13 protein-coding genes are annotated in these 15,911 nt (G+C 27.8%); 2 read left to right on the forward strand and 11 right to left on the reverse strand.

The window, feature by feature from the left end:
* Nucleotides 1-88: 88 nt before the first annotated feature.
* On the forward strand, nucleotides 89-1,234 hold the full coding sequence (locus IC214_RS04945) for an iron-containing alcohol dehydrogenase (protein ID WP_227866323.1): 1,146 nt from the start codon (nucleotides 89-91) through the stop codon (nucleotides 1,232-1,234).
* A 143-nt stretch (nucleotides 1,235-1,377) separates the two neighbouring features.
* Here the strand turns inward: IC214_RS04945 and IC214_RS04950 are convergent, their stop codons facing one another.
* From IC214_RS04950 to IC214_RS04995, 10 genes are all read right to left on the reverse strand, one after another.
* Nucleotides 1,378-2,247: a L,D-transpeptidase family protein gene (locus IC214_RS04950; protein WP_227835651.1), complete on the reverse strand. Its 870-nt coding sequence runs from the start codon at nucleotides 2,245-2,247 to the stop codon at nucleotides 1,378-1,380.
* 81 nt (nucleotides 2,248-2,328) lie between these two features.
* The gene (locus tag IC214_RS04955) at nucleotides 2,329-3,042 is read right to left on the reverse strand and encodes a DUF434 domain-containing protein (RefSeq protein ID WP_227866324.1); all 714 of its coding nucleotides are present in this window, start codon (nucleotides 3,040-3,042) and stop codon (nucleotides 2,329-2,331) included.
* A 235-nt stretch (nucleotides 3,043-3,277) separates the two neighbouring features.
* Nucleotides 3,278-4,660: a dihydrolipoyl dehydrogenase family protein gene (locus IC214_RS04960; protein ID WP_227835181.1), complete on the reverse strand. Its 1,383-nt coding sequence runs from the start codon at nucleotides 4,658-4,660 to the stop codon at nucleotides 3,278-3,280.
* Between the two features lie 93 nt (nucleotides 4,661-4,753).
* On the reverse strand, nucleotides 4,754-6,052 hold the full coding sequence (locus IC214_RS04965; RefSeq protein ID WP_227433915.1) for a cytochrome c biogenesis protein/redoxin: 1,299 nt from the start codon (nucleotides 6,050-6,052) through the stop codon (nucleotides 4,754-4,756).
* 124 nt (nucleotides 6,053-6,176) lie between these two features.
* Nucleotides 6,177-6,509, reverse strand: coding sequence for a winged helix-turn-helix transcriptional regulator (locus IC214_RS04970; protein WP_227433914.1), 333 nt, complete (start codon nucleotides 6,507-6,509; stop codon nucleotides 6,177-6,179).
* A 422-nt stretch (nucleotides 6,510-6,931) separates the two neighbouring features.
* Complete coding sequence (locus IC214_RS04975) at nucleotides 6,932-9,532, reverse strand: glycoside hydrolase family 38 C-terminal domain-containing protein (protein WP_227866325.1); 2,601 nt, start codon at nucleotides 9,530-9,532, stop codon at nucleotides 6,932-6,934.
* A gap of 131 nt (nucleotides 9,533-9,663) precedes the next feature.
* The gene (locus tag IC214_RS04980) at nucleotides 9,664-10,764 is read right to left on the reverse strand and encodes a PTS fructose transporter subunit IIC (RefSeq protein ID WP_227433912.1); all 1,101 of its coding nucleotides are present in this window, start codon (nucleotides 10,762-10,764) and stop codon (nucleotides 9,664-9,666) included.
* Between the two features lie 15 nt (nucleotides 10,765-10,779).
* Entirely contained in the window at nucleotides 10,780-11,100 is a 321-nt protein-coding gene (locus tag IC214_RS04985; RefSeq protein WP_227433911.1) for a PTS fructose transporter subunit IIB, read from the reverse strand.
* A gap of 2 nt (nucleotides 11,101-11,102) precedes the next feature.
* Entirely contained in the window at nucleotides 11,103-11,561 is a 459-nt protein-coding gene (locus IC214_RS04990; protein WP_227433910.1) for a PTS sugar transporter subunit IIA, read from the reverse strand.
* Nucleotides 11,561-13,525: a BglG family transcription antiterminator gene (locus IC214_RS04995; protein ID WP_227866326.1), complete on the reverse strand. Its 1,965-nt coding sequence runs from the start codon at nucleotides 13,523-13,525 to the stop codon at nucleotides 11,561-11,563. Before IC214_RS04995 ends, IC214_RS04990 begins: the two co-directional genes overlap by 1 nt.
* A 147-nt stretch (nucleotides 13,526-13,672) precedes the next feature.
* Between IC214_RS04995 and IC214_RS05000 the strand changes: the two genes are divergently transcribed.
* Nucleotides 13,673-14,545: a GRP family sugar transporter gene (locus tag IC214_RS05000; RefSeq protein ID WP_227846001.1), complete on the forward strand. Its 873-nt coding sequence runs from the start codon at nucleotides 13,673-13,675 to the stop codon at nucleotides 14,543-14,545.
* A 378-nt stretch (nucleotides 14,546-14,923) separates the two neighbouring features.
* Here the strand turns inward: IC214_RS05000 and IC214_RS05005 are convergent, their stop codons facing one another.
* Entirely contained in the window at nucleotides 14,924-15,874 is a 951-nt protein-coding gene (locus IC214_RS05005; protein WP_227866327.1) for a DUF1848 domain-containing protein, read from the reverse strand.
* Nucleotides 15,875-15,911: the final 37 nt, after the last annotated feature.

Raw genomic sequence — 15,911 nt, forward strand, 5'->3', positions numbered from 1 at the left:
ACCAATATCTAATATGTGAATTAGTATAAGGCTATTGTAGGTATGTATATTGTACATAAAAATTAATTCAAAAAAGGAGATTTTAACTATGAGTATCTATTATGTACCACCAATAAACTTACTTGGAAAAGGGTGTCTTATTGAATCTAAAGACTCAATTAAATCCTTAGGCACTAAAAAAGCATTTATCGTTAGCGATAAATTTCTAACTTCAAATGGTACTGTAAAAAAAGTAACAGATATGTTGTCTCAAATAGGTGTGAACTTTGCTATTTATGATGAAGTTAAACCAAATCCAACTGTGACTAATGTCAATAATGGACTTGAAATATTAAAATCAGAAAATTGCGACTTCATTATAACTATAGGTGGTGGTTCTCCACAAGATTGTGGTAAAGCTATTTCCATATTGGCTACCAATGGCGGTGACATTAGAGATTATGAAGGTGTAAATAAAACTTCTAAAAAATGTCTTCCTATAGTTGCTATAACTACTACTGCTGGTACATCAGCTGAAGTTACAATAAATTATGTCATAACGGATGAAGATAGGCACGTAAAAATGATAATGGTTGATACAAATGCACTAGCTACAATGACAGTTAATGACCCAGAATTAATGATTAGTAAGCCAGCTAATTTGACAGCAGCTACTGGTATGGATGCACTGACTCATGCTATAGAAGCTGTAGTGGCTAATGGTGCTTATGATGTTACAGATTCAACTGCGCTATATTCTATAAAGCAGATATTTGAATATCTTCCTAGAGCTGTTAAAGATGGTAATGATATAGATGCTAGAGAACAAATGTGTTATGCTTGTTTTCTAAATGGAATTGCTTTTAGCAATGCAGGTCTTGGAAATGTACATGCTATGGCTCATCAATTAGGAGGTTTATATGATTTACCTCATGGAGTATGTAATGCTATGTTGCTACCAATAGTTGAAGAAGAAAATGCTAAATCTGCACCTTCTAAATTCCGTCCAATAGCTGAGATTATTGGAATGAATATACATGACAAATCAGATAAGGAATGTGTTGATTTTGTAATAGATAAAATAAAAGCTCTTTCAGAAGAAGTAGGAATTCCAAAATCTTTAAAAGATGTTGGTGTTGATAATCCTAATTTTGAGTTGCTTGCTGAAAATTCTATGAAAGATGCTTGTGCTGGAGCCAATCCTGTTTTCTTTGATAAGGATAAAATTATAGAATTATTTAAGAAAATCTCTTAATATAATCACACTTATAAATTAATTATGTATATTTATAAGGGAGTGTCTCAAAATATTTTTATTTGATTATAGACACTCTCTTATTATCTAAATCCATATTTTTAATTTAATTTCAAACTCTTTAAAATTAATAAATAGTATTTTTAATGAATTATAACTGTTGTTGTGTCAGGTATATTGTCATATATCCACTTAGCATTTTCTGTACTTAGTCTTATACATCCATGGCTAAGAGCTTCACCAAGCCTAGCATCTATTATATAACTTCCTGTTGAATTATATAACACAGAATGATAATAATACCCACCTTTAATTCTAGTAGCGTACTTAACTGAATACTCATCTGTTCCAAAAGAAGGTTTTCTCCCACTTATATAAAAAATACCTGTTATAGTTGGAGTTTCAGGTTTACCTATAGTGCATTCCCATTTATATAATTGCCCCCAACCACCATTATCTTTCTTAAAAATATAAGTGTATTTATTTTTAAGGTCTGTGGTAATTAGATAGTCACTAGTACTTTTAATATTATTTTCATTAACAAATTTAGTCATATCAGTGTAAAAATACTTATAATCTAATTCATTAGGTTTATTTCCATCACTTGACAAGAAATAATTAAAAACATAACCTGTTTTATCATCATATATAACTTTACTCCAGTCCCCTTCTACCTGTAGAACTTCGACTCTAGACTTTTCAGGAATTACTGTAATTATAGTAGAAGTTGTAGACTTATCTTCTCTTAAATTTAAATTACTCCAAGCATATTCACTTACTGATATTAAATCTCTGTATACATACCCTTCTTGAAAATTGTAGATTACTTTAATCCAATCATCTTCTTCATCTAGAACCTCTAATTTAGAACCTTGAGGTATTACAGTTATAATACTTGAACTTGTAGATTTCGCAGACCTCAAATTTACATTTACTAAAGCATATTTATATATAGGTGCTCTGTATTTTTTAATGTTTATTTTAAATAGCTTCACACATACCCATCCTCTCATATGTCTTTTTACAATACTTTATGAAATTCGATATATATTCGTTCTTCTATTTTTAAACTTACTCTGTATAATTAAAGGTTATTATCCATTTAAATTTACAATATTACAATCTTTAATATATTCTTCAATTATACTTCTAGCTACATTAAAATAACTTATACATTTATCAACTATAACAGCATCACTGCTAACTACTCTATCAAGTTTTTCTAATATAACATCTGCATTTTTTACTAGCTCTACTTCTGTTTCAATTTTCCATACCTTGGCATGTTCTAATATCTTATATCTTAGATTTCCAGAATTAGAAACTGGTGCATCTAAGTAAAATTTAATTTTTGTAGCTTTATATTTATTAAAAAACTTTCCTATTAGATTTAAAGCTTCTTCTGTTTTATCTATAATTTTATATGTTCCTCTAAGACCTGCTAAATCTCTTATATTTCCATCTCTACCTATGACTAGAGTTCCTCCAGATAATGCTACTTCTAGAGCTATTATCAAATTAAAACCATCTATGTATATACTTCCTTCATTTATTTTATCTAAGGAAAGTATCTTTGATTGTCTTATTCTATTTTTTTCATCAGTACATACTGCTCTCTTTAGTGCATCTCTTTGTCTTATTGAAAACTGATATCTATCTCCCACAAAAGTTACAACTGGGTCTATTTTATAATCTCTATTTATTAACCATTCTATTTCTTCTTGAGCCTTTACAAGTCTTACAAGTTCTTTACTTGAAAACCATCGTTTATCACTCTCATCAAAACCCCTTTTAGATATTTTATTCATAGAATATTTCACCGCCTTAATATGAAGTTTGCTAATATTATCTTATCCATTTATATTATTCAATATTTAGATTATACCTTTTAATACTCTCTTAAATACAAAATAATTACTTTTTTACTATATTTATACTTTATAATGTAAAGAAAGGATACTATTAGTAAATTCTCATAGTATCCTTTCTTTAAAATTTATTTATAATGATAATTTTAGGCTTTATTTATATATTACACTTATTCTATACTTCCTTTATCATATTAGGAGATAAAACATCATTAAGAGCCTCTGTCATAGTTGGATGTGCATAAACACGGTCTCTTAAATATGTATATTCTACTTCTAAATCTACGGCTAACTGAATTAAATGTATAATCTCACTAGAATCTTCACATATCATGCTAGCACCAAGTATCTTATTGGAATTTTTATCTATTACGATTTTTATAAATCCATCTGTCTTTCCAATTTGTTTAGCTCTTGGAATTGCCTCAACTGGCATCTTTGCTACTAATACATCATATCCTTTTTCCTTTGCTTGTTTAACATTAAGACCAACTCTTGAAAATGCTGGACTTATGAATATAGCATTTGGTATATTTTTTCTATTACTAGTCGTTCTAGTCTTATTTCCAAATAATTGATTGATTATTATACGATAGTCATCTAGTGATATATAAGTAAATTGAGGACCTCCATTTATATCTCCTATAGCCCATATGTGTTTTTTATTAGTCTTAAGGTTATCTGATACTTTAATAAATCCTCTTTCATTTAACTCTATGCCTGCATTTTCAAGTCCTAAACCTTCAGTGTTTGCTTTTCTACCTGTAGCAACAAGTATTATATCACTTGTTATTTCCTTTAATTCACTATTTATATCATATTCTACTGTAGCTAAATTAGAAACTTCCTTAATCTCTTTTACCTTTGCATTATTTATAATTTTTACATTTCTCTTTTCAAGTAATTTTATTATTTCTTCTGAATCTTCAATATCTTCATTTGGTAAAATCCCATTATTTGAATTTAATATTGTAACTTCTGTTCCAAAGGAACTATAGATGCCTGCAAATTCTAAACCTATAAACCCAGCACCTATAATTGTCATTTTTTTAGGTAAGGTTCTTAAATTCATAAGAGATTCACTATTATATACTATCTTATTGTTTTCAATACCTTTTATATTAGGTATAAATGATTTTGAGCCAGTATTGATAAATATATTCTCTGATACTAATTCATAAACTTCATTTTCAGTTTTTACTTCTACTGTATTTTCATCAATAAAAGTCGCCATTCCTGTAAATATAGTTACATTATCATTTGAATTTAATTTATTATAGTTAGCTTCTCTAAGCTTTGTAACCAAAGTTTCTTTTTTTTCTATAGCTTTTGCATATTCGATTTGTGCATCATTCCAAGAGTTTATATTTTTTACATTGTTTGCTGAATTTTCTAAGCTTTTAGTTGGGATACATGCTACATTTATACATGTTCCTCCATACATTTTATTTGACTTTTCTACTAAAGCTACCTTTAATCCTCTATTAGCTAAATCTCCTGCTAATGTCTTTCCACCTTTTCCAAATCCTATTATTATTGCATCAAATGTTTTTTTCATATAAATTTCAACCCTTTCCTTTGTTATTTATACTCTTACTATAACAAGATTTTCTAGGTGGTACAATTAGGTACTTTTTTGTAACCTTCTATATTAATACTTTTTATTTTTTTGATTTTCAATGAAAGACATCATAGTCTCTTTATTCATTGCTCCTGGAATGTACTGTGTTACATATCCTTCTTTATCAATTATAAATGTAGTTGGAAAAGCATTAATTCCATATTGATATGCTAATTCTCCATCTTCATCAAGTGCAACGGGAAAAGTATAGCCTTCATCTTTTAAAAAGTTAATTACATGTTCTCTTGAACCTTCTCTACCTAAATTAGGTGATGCTACACCTAAAATTACTACATCTTCATTATTTTTCTTATAATCCTTGTACAACTGCTCTATATGAGGCATTTCCTCTTTACATGGAGGACACCATGTAGCCCAGAAATTTAAAAACACAACCTTACCTTCATAATCACTTAATTTATGTGTTTTACCATATTGGTCAGTTAAAGTAAAATCAATAGATTTTATTCTCTCTTCATCATTAGAGCCGTTATCACTATTTTCATTATTAGATTCTTTTTTATTATCTCTGTTACCAGACTCTTCTTGTGTATTGCCATTAGAATTTCCTTGTTTATTATCTTCTTGATTCACACTTTGATTATTTTCAACTTTATTTTTTTGTGGAACATTAAAATGCTTGCTCACACTTTCAAACCCATTTATCATCATTAATATTCCTGATATTATAAGTATAGCTCCACCTATCTTTTTAATAATTTCCATATTAGATTTTATTTTATCTATAGTCTTAAACAACTTACTATAGAACATAGCTGTAATTATAAATGGCAAAATAAATCCAATGGTATATACTACTATTAAAAGATTTGCATTCAAATGATTAGTTGAACTAGAAACCATTACTAATACAGATGCTAATATTGGCCCAATACAAGGTGTCCACCCAAAACTAAATGTAAATCCAAGTAAATATGCTGTTATTGCTCTCATTTCTTTAAACTTTACATTTAATCTTTTTTCTCTATTTAGTATTGAAGACTTAATTATTCCCATATAAAACAATCCCATGATAATAATTATAATCCCACCTATAAACATTATTAAGTCTTTATTCTCATTAAAAAACATACTCAATACTCTTACTGATGAACCTAATATAAAAAAGGTTGTTGAAATTCCTAGAGTAAATAAGATAGTATTTTTAAATAGAGAACTTTTTATAAAATTAGTTTTTCCTTCTTTTAAATTTTCCACACTACTATTTGACAGTATACTTAGATAAATAGGTAGTATTGGTAATATACATGGCGAAAAAAACGATAATATCCCTTCTATAAATACCACAAATAAATTTATATTTTGCAAATTAAAGCTCCTCCTCATTCTATTTACATTATTACAATAAAAAATTGTGTCCTTTTATTGCTTTTACTTTTATTCTCACGATAGCCTAATTAAGTCACTGTAAATTCAAAAGTAATTTAAAAACTTACTTATCGCAATTTAAATTATTATTGCTCCACATAATCATCTTTTCCATAACAGGAAGTAATAGTACCCCTGACTCACTTAAAAAATATGTTGATTCTACAATATTATTAATTGATTTTTTATTGTTGATTATAATTCCTTGCTCAATTAAAAAATCTAATTGTTGAGTCAACATTTTCTTACTACATTCTGGAATGGCTCTTTGTAATTCTCCAAATCTTTTTTTATCTTTTTGTAACTCCCATATTATTATAGCTACCCATTTTTTACCTAATATGCTTGATAATGCCTCTACTGGACAGTCATATATCATATCATCTATATTGTACATTTTATCTCCTCTTTCTTTTTGTTAATTATTAAGACATGCTTTTATTTAATTTATAAATCCTACAAATGTGTTGAGATTTACTAGTTTAAGGTTGTTAATATATATTTTAGTTTTAAAATATTTCTGAGGTTTCATATAATTACTATATCAGTTTTATAAATGCATCACAATTGGGTACTTTTTTGTAACTACATATTTATAACTACATAAAATATTTATAACTACATAAAATTAAAGTTAACTATATTAAATAAATTTAGCTCTTATATAATAATTCTTTATCTAAGTTCTTTATCCTGTTTTAATAATTTCTATATACAACATCAAACCCATACCTTGATATTTACCCAAAATTATACAAATTAAAAAATCTGACAGATATTTATCTGCCAGATTATTAAATGATAAACTTACTTTTACACTTATAAATCTAATAATATTGAAATAACTTCAAAAGGTGCTATTTCATATATTTGTTGTGCCTCTAATTCTTCTATTGCATTTATAATTTTCCCGTTTCTATCTTTAAATATTTGCTCATCTAATATCAACTTCTCACTTGTTGGATTTTCTAACCTTATTACAAACTTCTCTTTATCATAGTAAGAAAGATAACATGCTGATACAAGATAATTTTCTGGTAAAGATATTATCTCTAACTCTCTGTTCACAGATTTTTCAACAATTGACCTTTGAATCTTATTATCTATACGATATAAAAAGAAGTTATAATCCTGTAATTGATAATTTATAGATTCTTGCAAATAGTTATGAGTTAAACTTGCAACTTCTGATTCATCAAAAGATTTAGAACTCATATATATTGCAAATGAAAACTCTACTTCTCTAAGTATTTGTGCCTTTTCAGTTTTAATTCTGATATGTCCCTTTTTAGTGGTATCTCCAGAAGCACGTCCTGGTCTATATAATAAATCAGGTTTTCCTAATTCATCTGTAGTAGCAAGTAAAGTCAACGCTATTTCATCATTGACATGTTGATACTCCTTTATTCCTCTAGTAAAGACAGTACAACTTCTCTTATCATTAGTAAGTGTAATATTACTTTCCAAAGGTTCCAAATCTATAGGCATTTCACTATAAGTATTTTCCCAATTACTTAAAACCCCATTTTCTCTTGTTATATATCCAAATGGTAATGATGCTATATTTTTATTATCATTTATATCCGTTTTTACATGAACACGTAATCTATGATTACATATTGTATTGTTGACATGAAGTTTTACCTCTATCAATGGATTATCTTTTGATAAAATAATGCTAGCTCTTACATTTAATTTTCCATTGAGATTTTTATCTTTTCTATCTTCCAATGTAAGTGGTAGTAAAGTTGTACCTTCAACTACTATCTTTTCATATCCTAATGTTCTTTTTGTCGAAACACTATTAAACAAAAGTTCTATCTCGTCATCGTCTTGTAATGGTGAGAAATCATAAGTATCTCCTGCATTTCCGCTATCTTTTAAAGTTAAAAAGTTTGATATATAAGTTCCATCTTTAAGTTGTAAATCCAAGCTTCCATCTTTATATATTACCTTGTATTTATCGTTAGATATAAAGGTATCATTAGACTCACTAAGTGACAACATCTCTTTATTACTTGTTTCAAAACTAATAACTTTATAACCAAGTGCAGGAAGTTGTATATTTATTCTTACTTTTAGTATATAATAACCTGGTTCTTCAATAAATATATTACCAGCAGGTGTCTCTTCCAATACATTTTCTCTTGGTTGTATGTAAGTTTCTTCAATTATAGTAGCATCTAAATTTTCTTTAAAACAAATATTTTTACTATCACTCACTACTTGTATTTCTTTATATCCATTAAATCTTTTAACTTCTGAATTAAACACTAATATATCATTTTGAGATAACTTAAGCCCTTCTGAAATTTTCTTTACAATAGTATTTTCAATGCTATCACAGATTTCATTAGCTTCTCTTATACGGTGAAGAATATCATCTGTTACAGTATCAGTTACACAACCAGCCAAACTATCATGAGCTTGCCCCTCTAAAAGCTTTTTCCATGTGTTTATTAATAATTGATTGCTTATTTCTATTCCACTCTTTTTAGCAATTACTAGTAATGGCTCTATTCTCTTAATTAATTTATTTTCAAGTTTATCACATGCTAATTTTATATCCATTCTACTAGAACCAATTGATTTATGTATTCTTGCAAGCACTGGTTCTCTAAATTCACCTCTGTAGCTTTCTAATGATTCTATAGATTTTACATATTTCAAAAAGTCTTGATATGAACTTGTTATATAAGAATACTTTCCAATATTATTAATCTCTTCAACTTTATTTTTAAAATCACCTATTATATTTAATTGGTCATTTCCTGAAGGTATTAATACCTCTTCTACATCACTATATGATTTAATAAAATCAATAGCGGGGTCTAATCGTCCATTGACATACTTTGGTGAAGGTTCTAAAAGCATACCAGTTCCATATCCATGTGGCATATTTACAGCATATATATACTTTTCTCCATTTAAACTTTTCCATTTAAAATACGGTGATTGAACTTGCTTTCCTAAGTGGATACCCCTCCAAAAGAAAATATTATCAATCCCTACATGTCTTAATAAAATAGGCATCTGTGCATTAAAACCAAAGGTATCTGGTAAATACCCGATTTTCATGTACTCACCATACTTTTTACTTTCAAATATTCCAATCATTAAATTTCTTAAAATAGATTCCCCTCTAGCGAAGAATGCATCTGTTTGTGTAAACCATGGTCCTATATATAATCTTTTTTCTTCTATTAATTTTTTAATACTTTCTATTTTTTCTTTATGTACTTGTGTATAATCATCCAAAATAGAAAGTTGTCCATCAAGTACAAAACTTACATCTGGATTACGCTCTAACTCATCAATTATATCTGTAAATAATTGCTCACTAAGTACTAATGCATCTCCAGAAGTAAAATACCACTCTCTGTCCCAGTGTGTATGATTAACAATATGTGCTTTTATCATTTATGCTCCTCTATTTCTTCATTTTAATATTTTTAGGCTGTAATCAAGACTCAACAATACTCAAAACTTATACTAACTATAAAATTTATATTAAACCTAAATTATTACTTTTCTTAAATTTTTATTGAATTTTAAGATTCCCATTCTGCTTCATCAAATTCATCATCTTCAAATTCATCATCTTCGATAACTGGATTTCCACGTAATATTATAACTAAACCTGCTACAATTACTGTTCCTACTGCAATTGATAATACATACATTGGCCAGTTTTCTACTGTAAACCATCCATAAAATCCACTAATTGGAGTTGCATTCACTGAACCTAATCCAACTGCCATAGCTGAGGCAATTGCTGTACCAATTACACATGATGGTATTACTTTTAATGGAGATTCTACTGCAAAAGGAATTGCTCCTTCACTAACTCCAATCAACCCCATTATAAGAGATGATTTACCAGCTTCACGCAGCTGCTTATTATATTTTTGTTTTGCTAATATAGTAGCAAGACCTAAGCCTAGTGGTGGTATAACAATTCCTACCATTGCTGCTGTATTAGGTGCGTAAATCCCACTTGTTAATAATGCAAGTGATGTTGTCAAAGCTGCTTTATTAACTGGCCCACCTAGGTCAACTGCCATCATTGCTCCAATAATAGCTGCCATCAATATCTGATTTGTACCTGACAATCCATTTAACCAATTTTCTAAGCCAGTATTTAATGTTGCAAAAGGAATGCCTATGACATAATTAATTAATATAACAGTTATTAACGTTCCAAATACTGGTACTATAAATATTGGTACTATTGAAGCTGCTGACTTTGGTAATTTAACATTATTTTTAATAAATAAACATGTATATCCTGCGATTAAACCAACTGCTAAAGCTCCTAAAAAACCTGCTCCGATATCCTTAGCAATCATACCTCCAACAAGTCCTGGTACTATAGCTAATTTATCAGCTATAGAAAATCCTATAAAGGCTGCAATTACAGGAAACATTAATCCTAAAGCAGTGCCTCCAAAACCATCTAAATCATGTAATAATCTAACAATACTACTAGCACTTTCTGCATATTTAACGTCCCATATATCTGGTATATTATATAAAGAACCCCCTACACGAGATATTGCCATTATCATAGCACCTGCAATTACTAATGGAATCATATATGAGATTCCTGTTAAAACATGCTTTTTTAACTCAGAGACTATCTTTTTTAACATTATATTTCCCTCCATTTATTTAGTGTCAATTAACTTTAGTGCATCATTGATTACCTTTTCTGCATCTTTTATAGGTGCATTAACTGGTACTTCTAATATTTCTTTGCCTTCAAAACGTTCAGCATTTCTAACTTTAGTATCTACAGCAAATATTACTACTTCTGCAATTTGCGCATCTTTTTCAGTTAATTCATTGTCAATTCCAGTTGCTCCTTGTGTTTCAACTTTTATAAGATGACCCATTTTTTTTGAAGCCTTCTTTAATGCTTGTGCTGCCATATATGTATGTGCAACCCCTGTTGCACATGCTGTTACTGCTATAATTTTTCTTTTCATATCTACATTTCTCCCTCATTAAATATTTTAATTACTTCTTGTGCTGAATCAGCTAATTTTAATGCGTCCACATTGTCATCATCCATTAACTTAGTTGCCAATTTAGACAATAAGACAAGGTGGTTACTGTCTTTATCAATGTTACTTATAGCTAACAAGAAAATGCTATCTACTGGTTTTTCATCTAAGGCTTCCCATTCAATTTTATTTTTAGATTTTGCAAATATTATAGAAGATTTCTTAACAGCATCACTTTTCCCATGAGGAATAGCAATACCATTCCCAATACCTGTAGTTGCATGTTCTTCTCTTTCTAAAACAGACTTAACATATTCTTCTTCATTATCCACAATCCCATTTTCAACAAATATACTACTTAATTTTTTTATTGTTTCTTCCTTGGTAGTTGCATCAAGATTAAAAACAATCTGCTCTTCCTTCAATACATCTGATATTTTCACTATATATTCTCCTCCATTAGCAAATCGTACACTTCTTTTGGTGAAGTTGCACTTAATATGTTATTTATATTTTTTTTATTGTCAATGAAGTCATAAAAAACTTCATATATTTCATCAAGTTCCAAATTTTTGTCATTTTCTAATGAAATAAAGAAAACAACTTCTACATTTTCATTTCCCCATATAATAGGATTTTTTAAAGTTGCAACAGATATATTAGATTTTTTAATATAACTAGGATTAGCATGAGGTGTAGCTATATATTGAAAAGATGTGTAAGATAAATTTTCTCTTTCAATTGCACTTTCAGCTATACCTTCTTTCGCATAACCTCTTTTTATTAAGTTATCTGTTATACATCTAATTACATCTTCATAATCTGATGCCTCAATATTTAACAAAATATTTTCCTCAAATATTAACTTTTTAAAAGATTTAGATTTTCCAGAAGTAGTTCTTGGAACATTTTGTATGCTTTTCTCTAAAGTTCTTATATCATTTTCATTTAAAATAGGGCTAACTACTATAGTTGGAATAGTTTCTAATTCTAAATAAATAGTACTGATTACTAAATCTGCATCAATTTTACTAGATACTAATTCTTGGACAGAAAGTATCTTTTCAATCTTTACCATAGGGAAGTATTTTTTTAACCTTGCAGATAATAACCTAGAAGAACCCAACCCTGTACTACATACTAGAATTACCCTAATGCTTTGTGGTAGTTCTTTCATTCTTTCTCTAAAAGCTTCAAAATGTAGTGCTATATAAGCACATTCGTCATCATTTATTCGAATATCATATATAAATTCAATTACTTTTTTCAAGTTTAAAGCTTGTTCAAATGATAGAGAAAAGTTTTGCTTAATTGTATTTACATATGGGTTTTTGATACTAAGACCATATGTCAATCTATTTATCGACGAATGTATATGTGTAGTTAATCCATCAATTAAATCTTTATCATAGGCTGTCTTATACAATGTATTTTTGATAATTTCTCGAAGATTTGAGATATTGTTTGTATTCGCTTCATAAGGTTTACTTGAATTACTTTTTAGTTCAGTAGTGTTTCTATGCTGGTCAGCAGCTACTAAGTGCAGATTTATATATCCAATTTCAGAATTTGGCAATAATATTGAAAATTTTTCTTCTAGTTGCTTTGCTAGATAATTTGTATTTGGCATTTGATTATTTTCTATCTTATTAGTATATAAATTTTCTTCTATATATTCACCTTTTCTAATTCTTTCTACTGCTATAGCTAAATGAATAACCAGTGATTGAAATTCATAATCAGAAAACTCAAATTTTCTTTCCTCACTAAAAGTTCTAAGAATCTCAATAATGATAGATAAATCATCCTCAAAAAAGATACCATTCACATCTGCTTGTATCTTTTCAAAAGCTTGATAAAAACTTTCTTGTTCTTGCTTAATATACCAATTTCTACTCCAAAATTTATGTATAAACTTAGCAGTAAGCTGTCTTTTGTCTCTTTCACTTATATTCAATTTAATTCCTTTACTAGGTTTCTTATATATAGAAACTCCTTCACTTTTTAGTAATTTTTCAACCTCAGCTAAATCTCTTTCAATTGTTCCTCGACTTATATATAATTCTTCAGAAAGTTGTTGTATAGTAATATAATCATTACTTTTTAACAAAATTGAGTATATATATATAACTCTCTCCTCTCTTGTTGTAGGAATTTGACTTCCTTTATTATCTAGGTAAGGAAGTATTTTTCTTAAATCTCCTTCAATATAAACACCTATTTTAGGTTTTCTCACTAAAGAAAGACCTATCTTTTTAAGTACTATTTCTACTTCTTTGAGAGATTTTGAAACTGTTTTTTCTGAAACATCTAAATCTTCTGCTATTGCTTTAACAGTTGTATGACCTTCTTTTAATAAAAACTTTATTATTCTAATTTCACGATTTTGAATCATATCAGTTAACATTTTCAAACTTACTCCTTCCCTTTGTTTTTATTTTAATGGAAAATGTTTTTCTACAAAACTACTAATATTTCCTGATTAAATACGGTAATTTTTATGTATTGAATACTTTAATTTTAGATGATAAATTAAAAACTGTCTAAATTTAATATGAAAGGAAATAATTTAATGCTGACAATAATTATTGCATTACTTCCTGTAATAGGGTGGGGATTAATGCCCATAGCTGCAAACCTCAAAAAAAGTTCTCCCTACGAACAACTTTTAGGTACCTCTATAAGTGCGTTTATATTTTCCACTATAATAACTTTGGTTATGCATCCTGAGATTACATTTTTTTCATTTTGTGTGAGTATGATTTCTGGGATATTTTGGAGTTTAGGTCAGTTAATGCAGTTTAAAGCAATTCAAATTGCTAGTGTATCTAAAGTAATGCCAATTTCAAATGGTTCACAATTAACTTTTACAACTTTACTAGCTGTAATCTTATTTAATGAATGGACTAGTTCTAAAATGTTTTTGATTGGCACCTTATCAATCTTATGTATAATAATAGGTATACTTCTCACAAATTATCAAACAAAAAAATCTACTAATAGCAATATGTTGAAATGTATTGGAGTTACATTATTATCATCCTTGTTTTTAGCATTATATGTTGTAGCCAATCAAATATTTTCAATTGAAGGATATAGAATTATATTGCCTCAATCTGTTGGGATGTTAATAACTGCATCAATTATTGTTAAGTATTTTTCTAGAGAGACTTTACATAAGGAAAATGTTTTATTTAATCTAATTACTGGAGTATTGTGGTCAATAGCAAATTTAGGTATGTTTATTACAACCAATACTTTGGGAGTTACGATAAGTTTTTCTATTTCTCAGAGTTGTGTTATAGTAGCTACTTTAGGAGGAATTATCTTCTTTAAAGAAAAGAAAAATAAAAGAGAGTGGCTTGCTATTTTTCTTGGAATAATATTAATCATGTTTGGTGTTTTTATGTTAAGCACAATAAAATAGATATTTATTTATATAAATTAAAATGAAAAATTGATTATCCTCTAAAATACTGTGTTTATCACTGATTTAGCTATAATTAAGAGTCTATATTGCCACTAATTTATCACTTATGAATGAATCTTAATAAGACCATAAATAGTAATAAATATTAAAAGAGAGAAGCTAAACAGTACAATTACTGAATTGCTTCTCTCTAGAGCATTGTCATAACCCCATACATTTTATAGTAATTATTATCTTATAGAAAACATCTATTTATACTTGTTCTATTATTACAATTTTATATTTTTTTAACACATTAAAATAGTGTTTATTTTACATTTACTTTTTTATATATTTTTTCAACATATTAAAATAGTAACCATTTTATATTTACTTTTAATCAAATATACTAATCTGATTATTATTGTTTTTATCTATTTTAATAGTCTTCATATTTCTAACAGTTATTTTTGCATCTTCTCTTATAGCACCTACAAGTACTCTATTTTCTTCATTATATAGTCTACAATTTTCTTCTACTCGTGTATAATTAAAATTAGCATAACAATATAAACAATAATGTCTACAAGTATTGTACTGCCCTATATCAATACTCTTAACACATCCACAAATATCCCTTTGTGTATCATCCTTTTTGACTTTCACTTCACTACCTATAATCTTTGATATTAACTTATCATCAATACATTTACTTTTTCCAATGCCAAACTTACTTAAATTATATTCATCACAACATATTTCAAGTGTTATATTATACTTATTAGATATTCTAAAAAGTTCCTTCGACAATATTTCTATTTCTTTAATTTGTATAGGTTTTATATGTAATGACTTTGTATTAACTTTTGTTTTCTTGTATAAATCTATAAAACTTATTATACATTTTTCTGTAAATCCATTAAGTTGACTACATAATCTCTCAAATGCTTTTATATGATAATCTAAGTTATACTTTTCATTTAGAAAAATTGGGTCATATCTCAAAATTACTCTTTCTTTTCCTATGCTTCTAGACAATTCTTTAAATGACTCTATTATCTTCTTTTTATCTAAAATTCGTGTTTCTACATCTTTACCATATGGAGTTATAGTATAGTGAAAATAATATTTGTAGTCTTTTAATTTGTTCAAATCACATATCATTGGAGTTGCATCTTTTGTCCAAAATATAAAGCAATCAACAGTATGTGGATTTAACTCTATCTTACTGACTTGTTTTGGATTCATCGGATTAACAACATACACAAAACCCTCTTTAAGTCTGTTAAAAAACCACTTACTATAAAAATCAGGTATATCAGTTCTTCTACTTACACTTACTATCATAATTTAACCTCCATCTAAAAGTATAGCTGATATCACT

The organism is Clostridioides sp. ES-S-0190-01, from assembly GCF_020658275.1.
Lineage (GTDB): Bacteria > Bacillota > Clostridia > Peptostreptococcales > Peptostreptococcaceae > Clostridioides.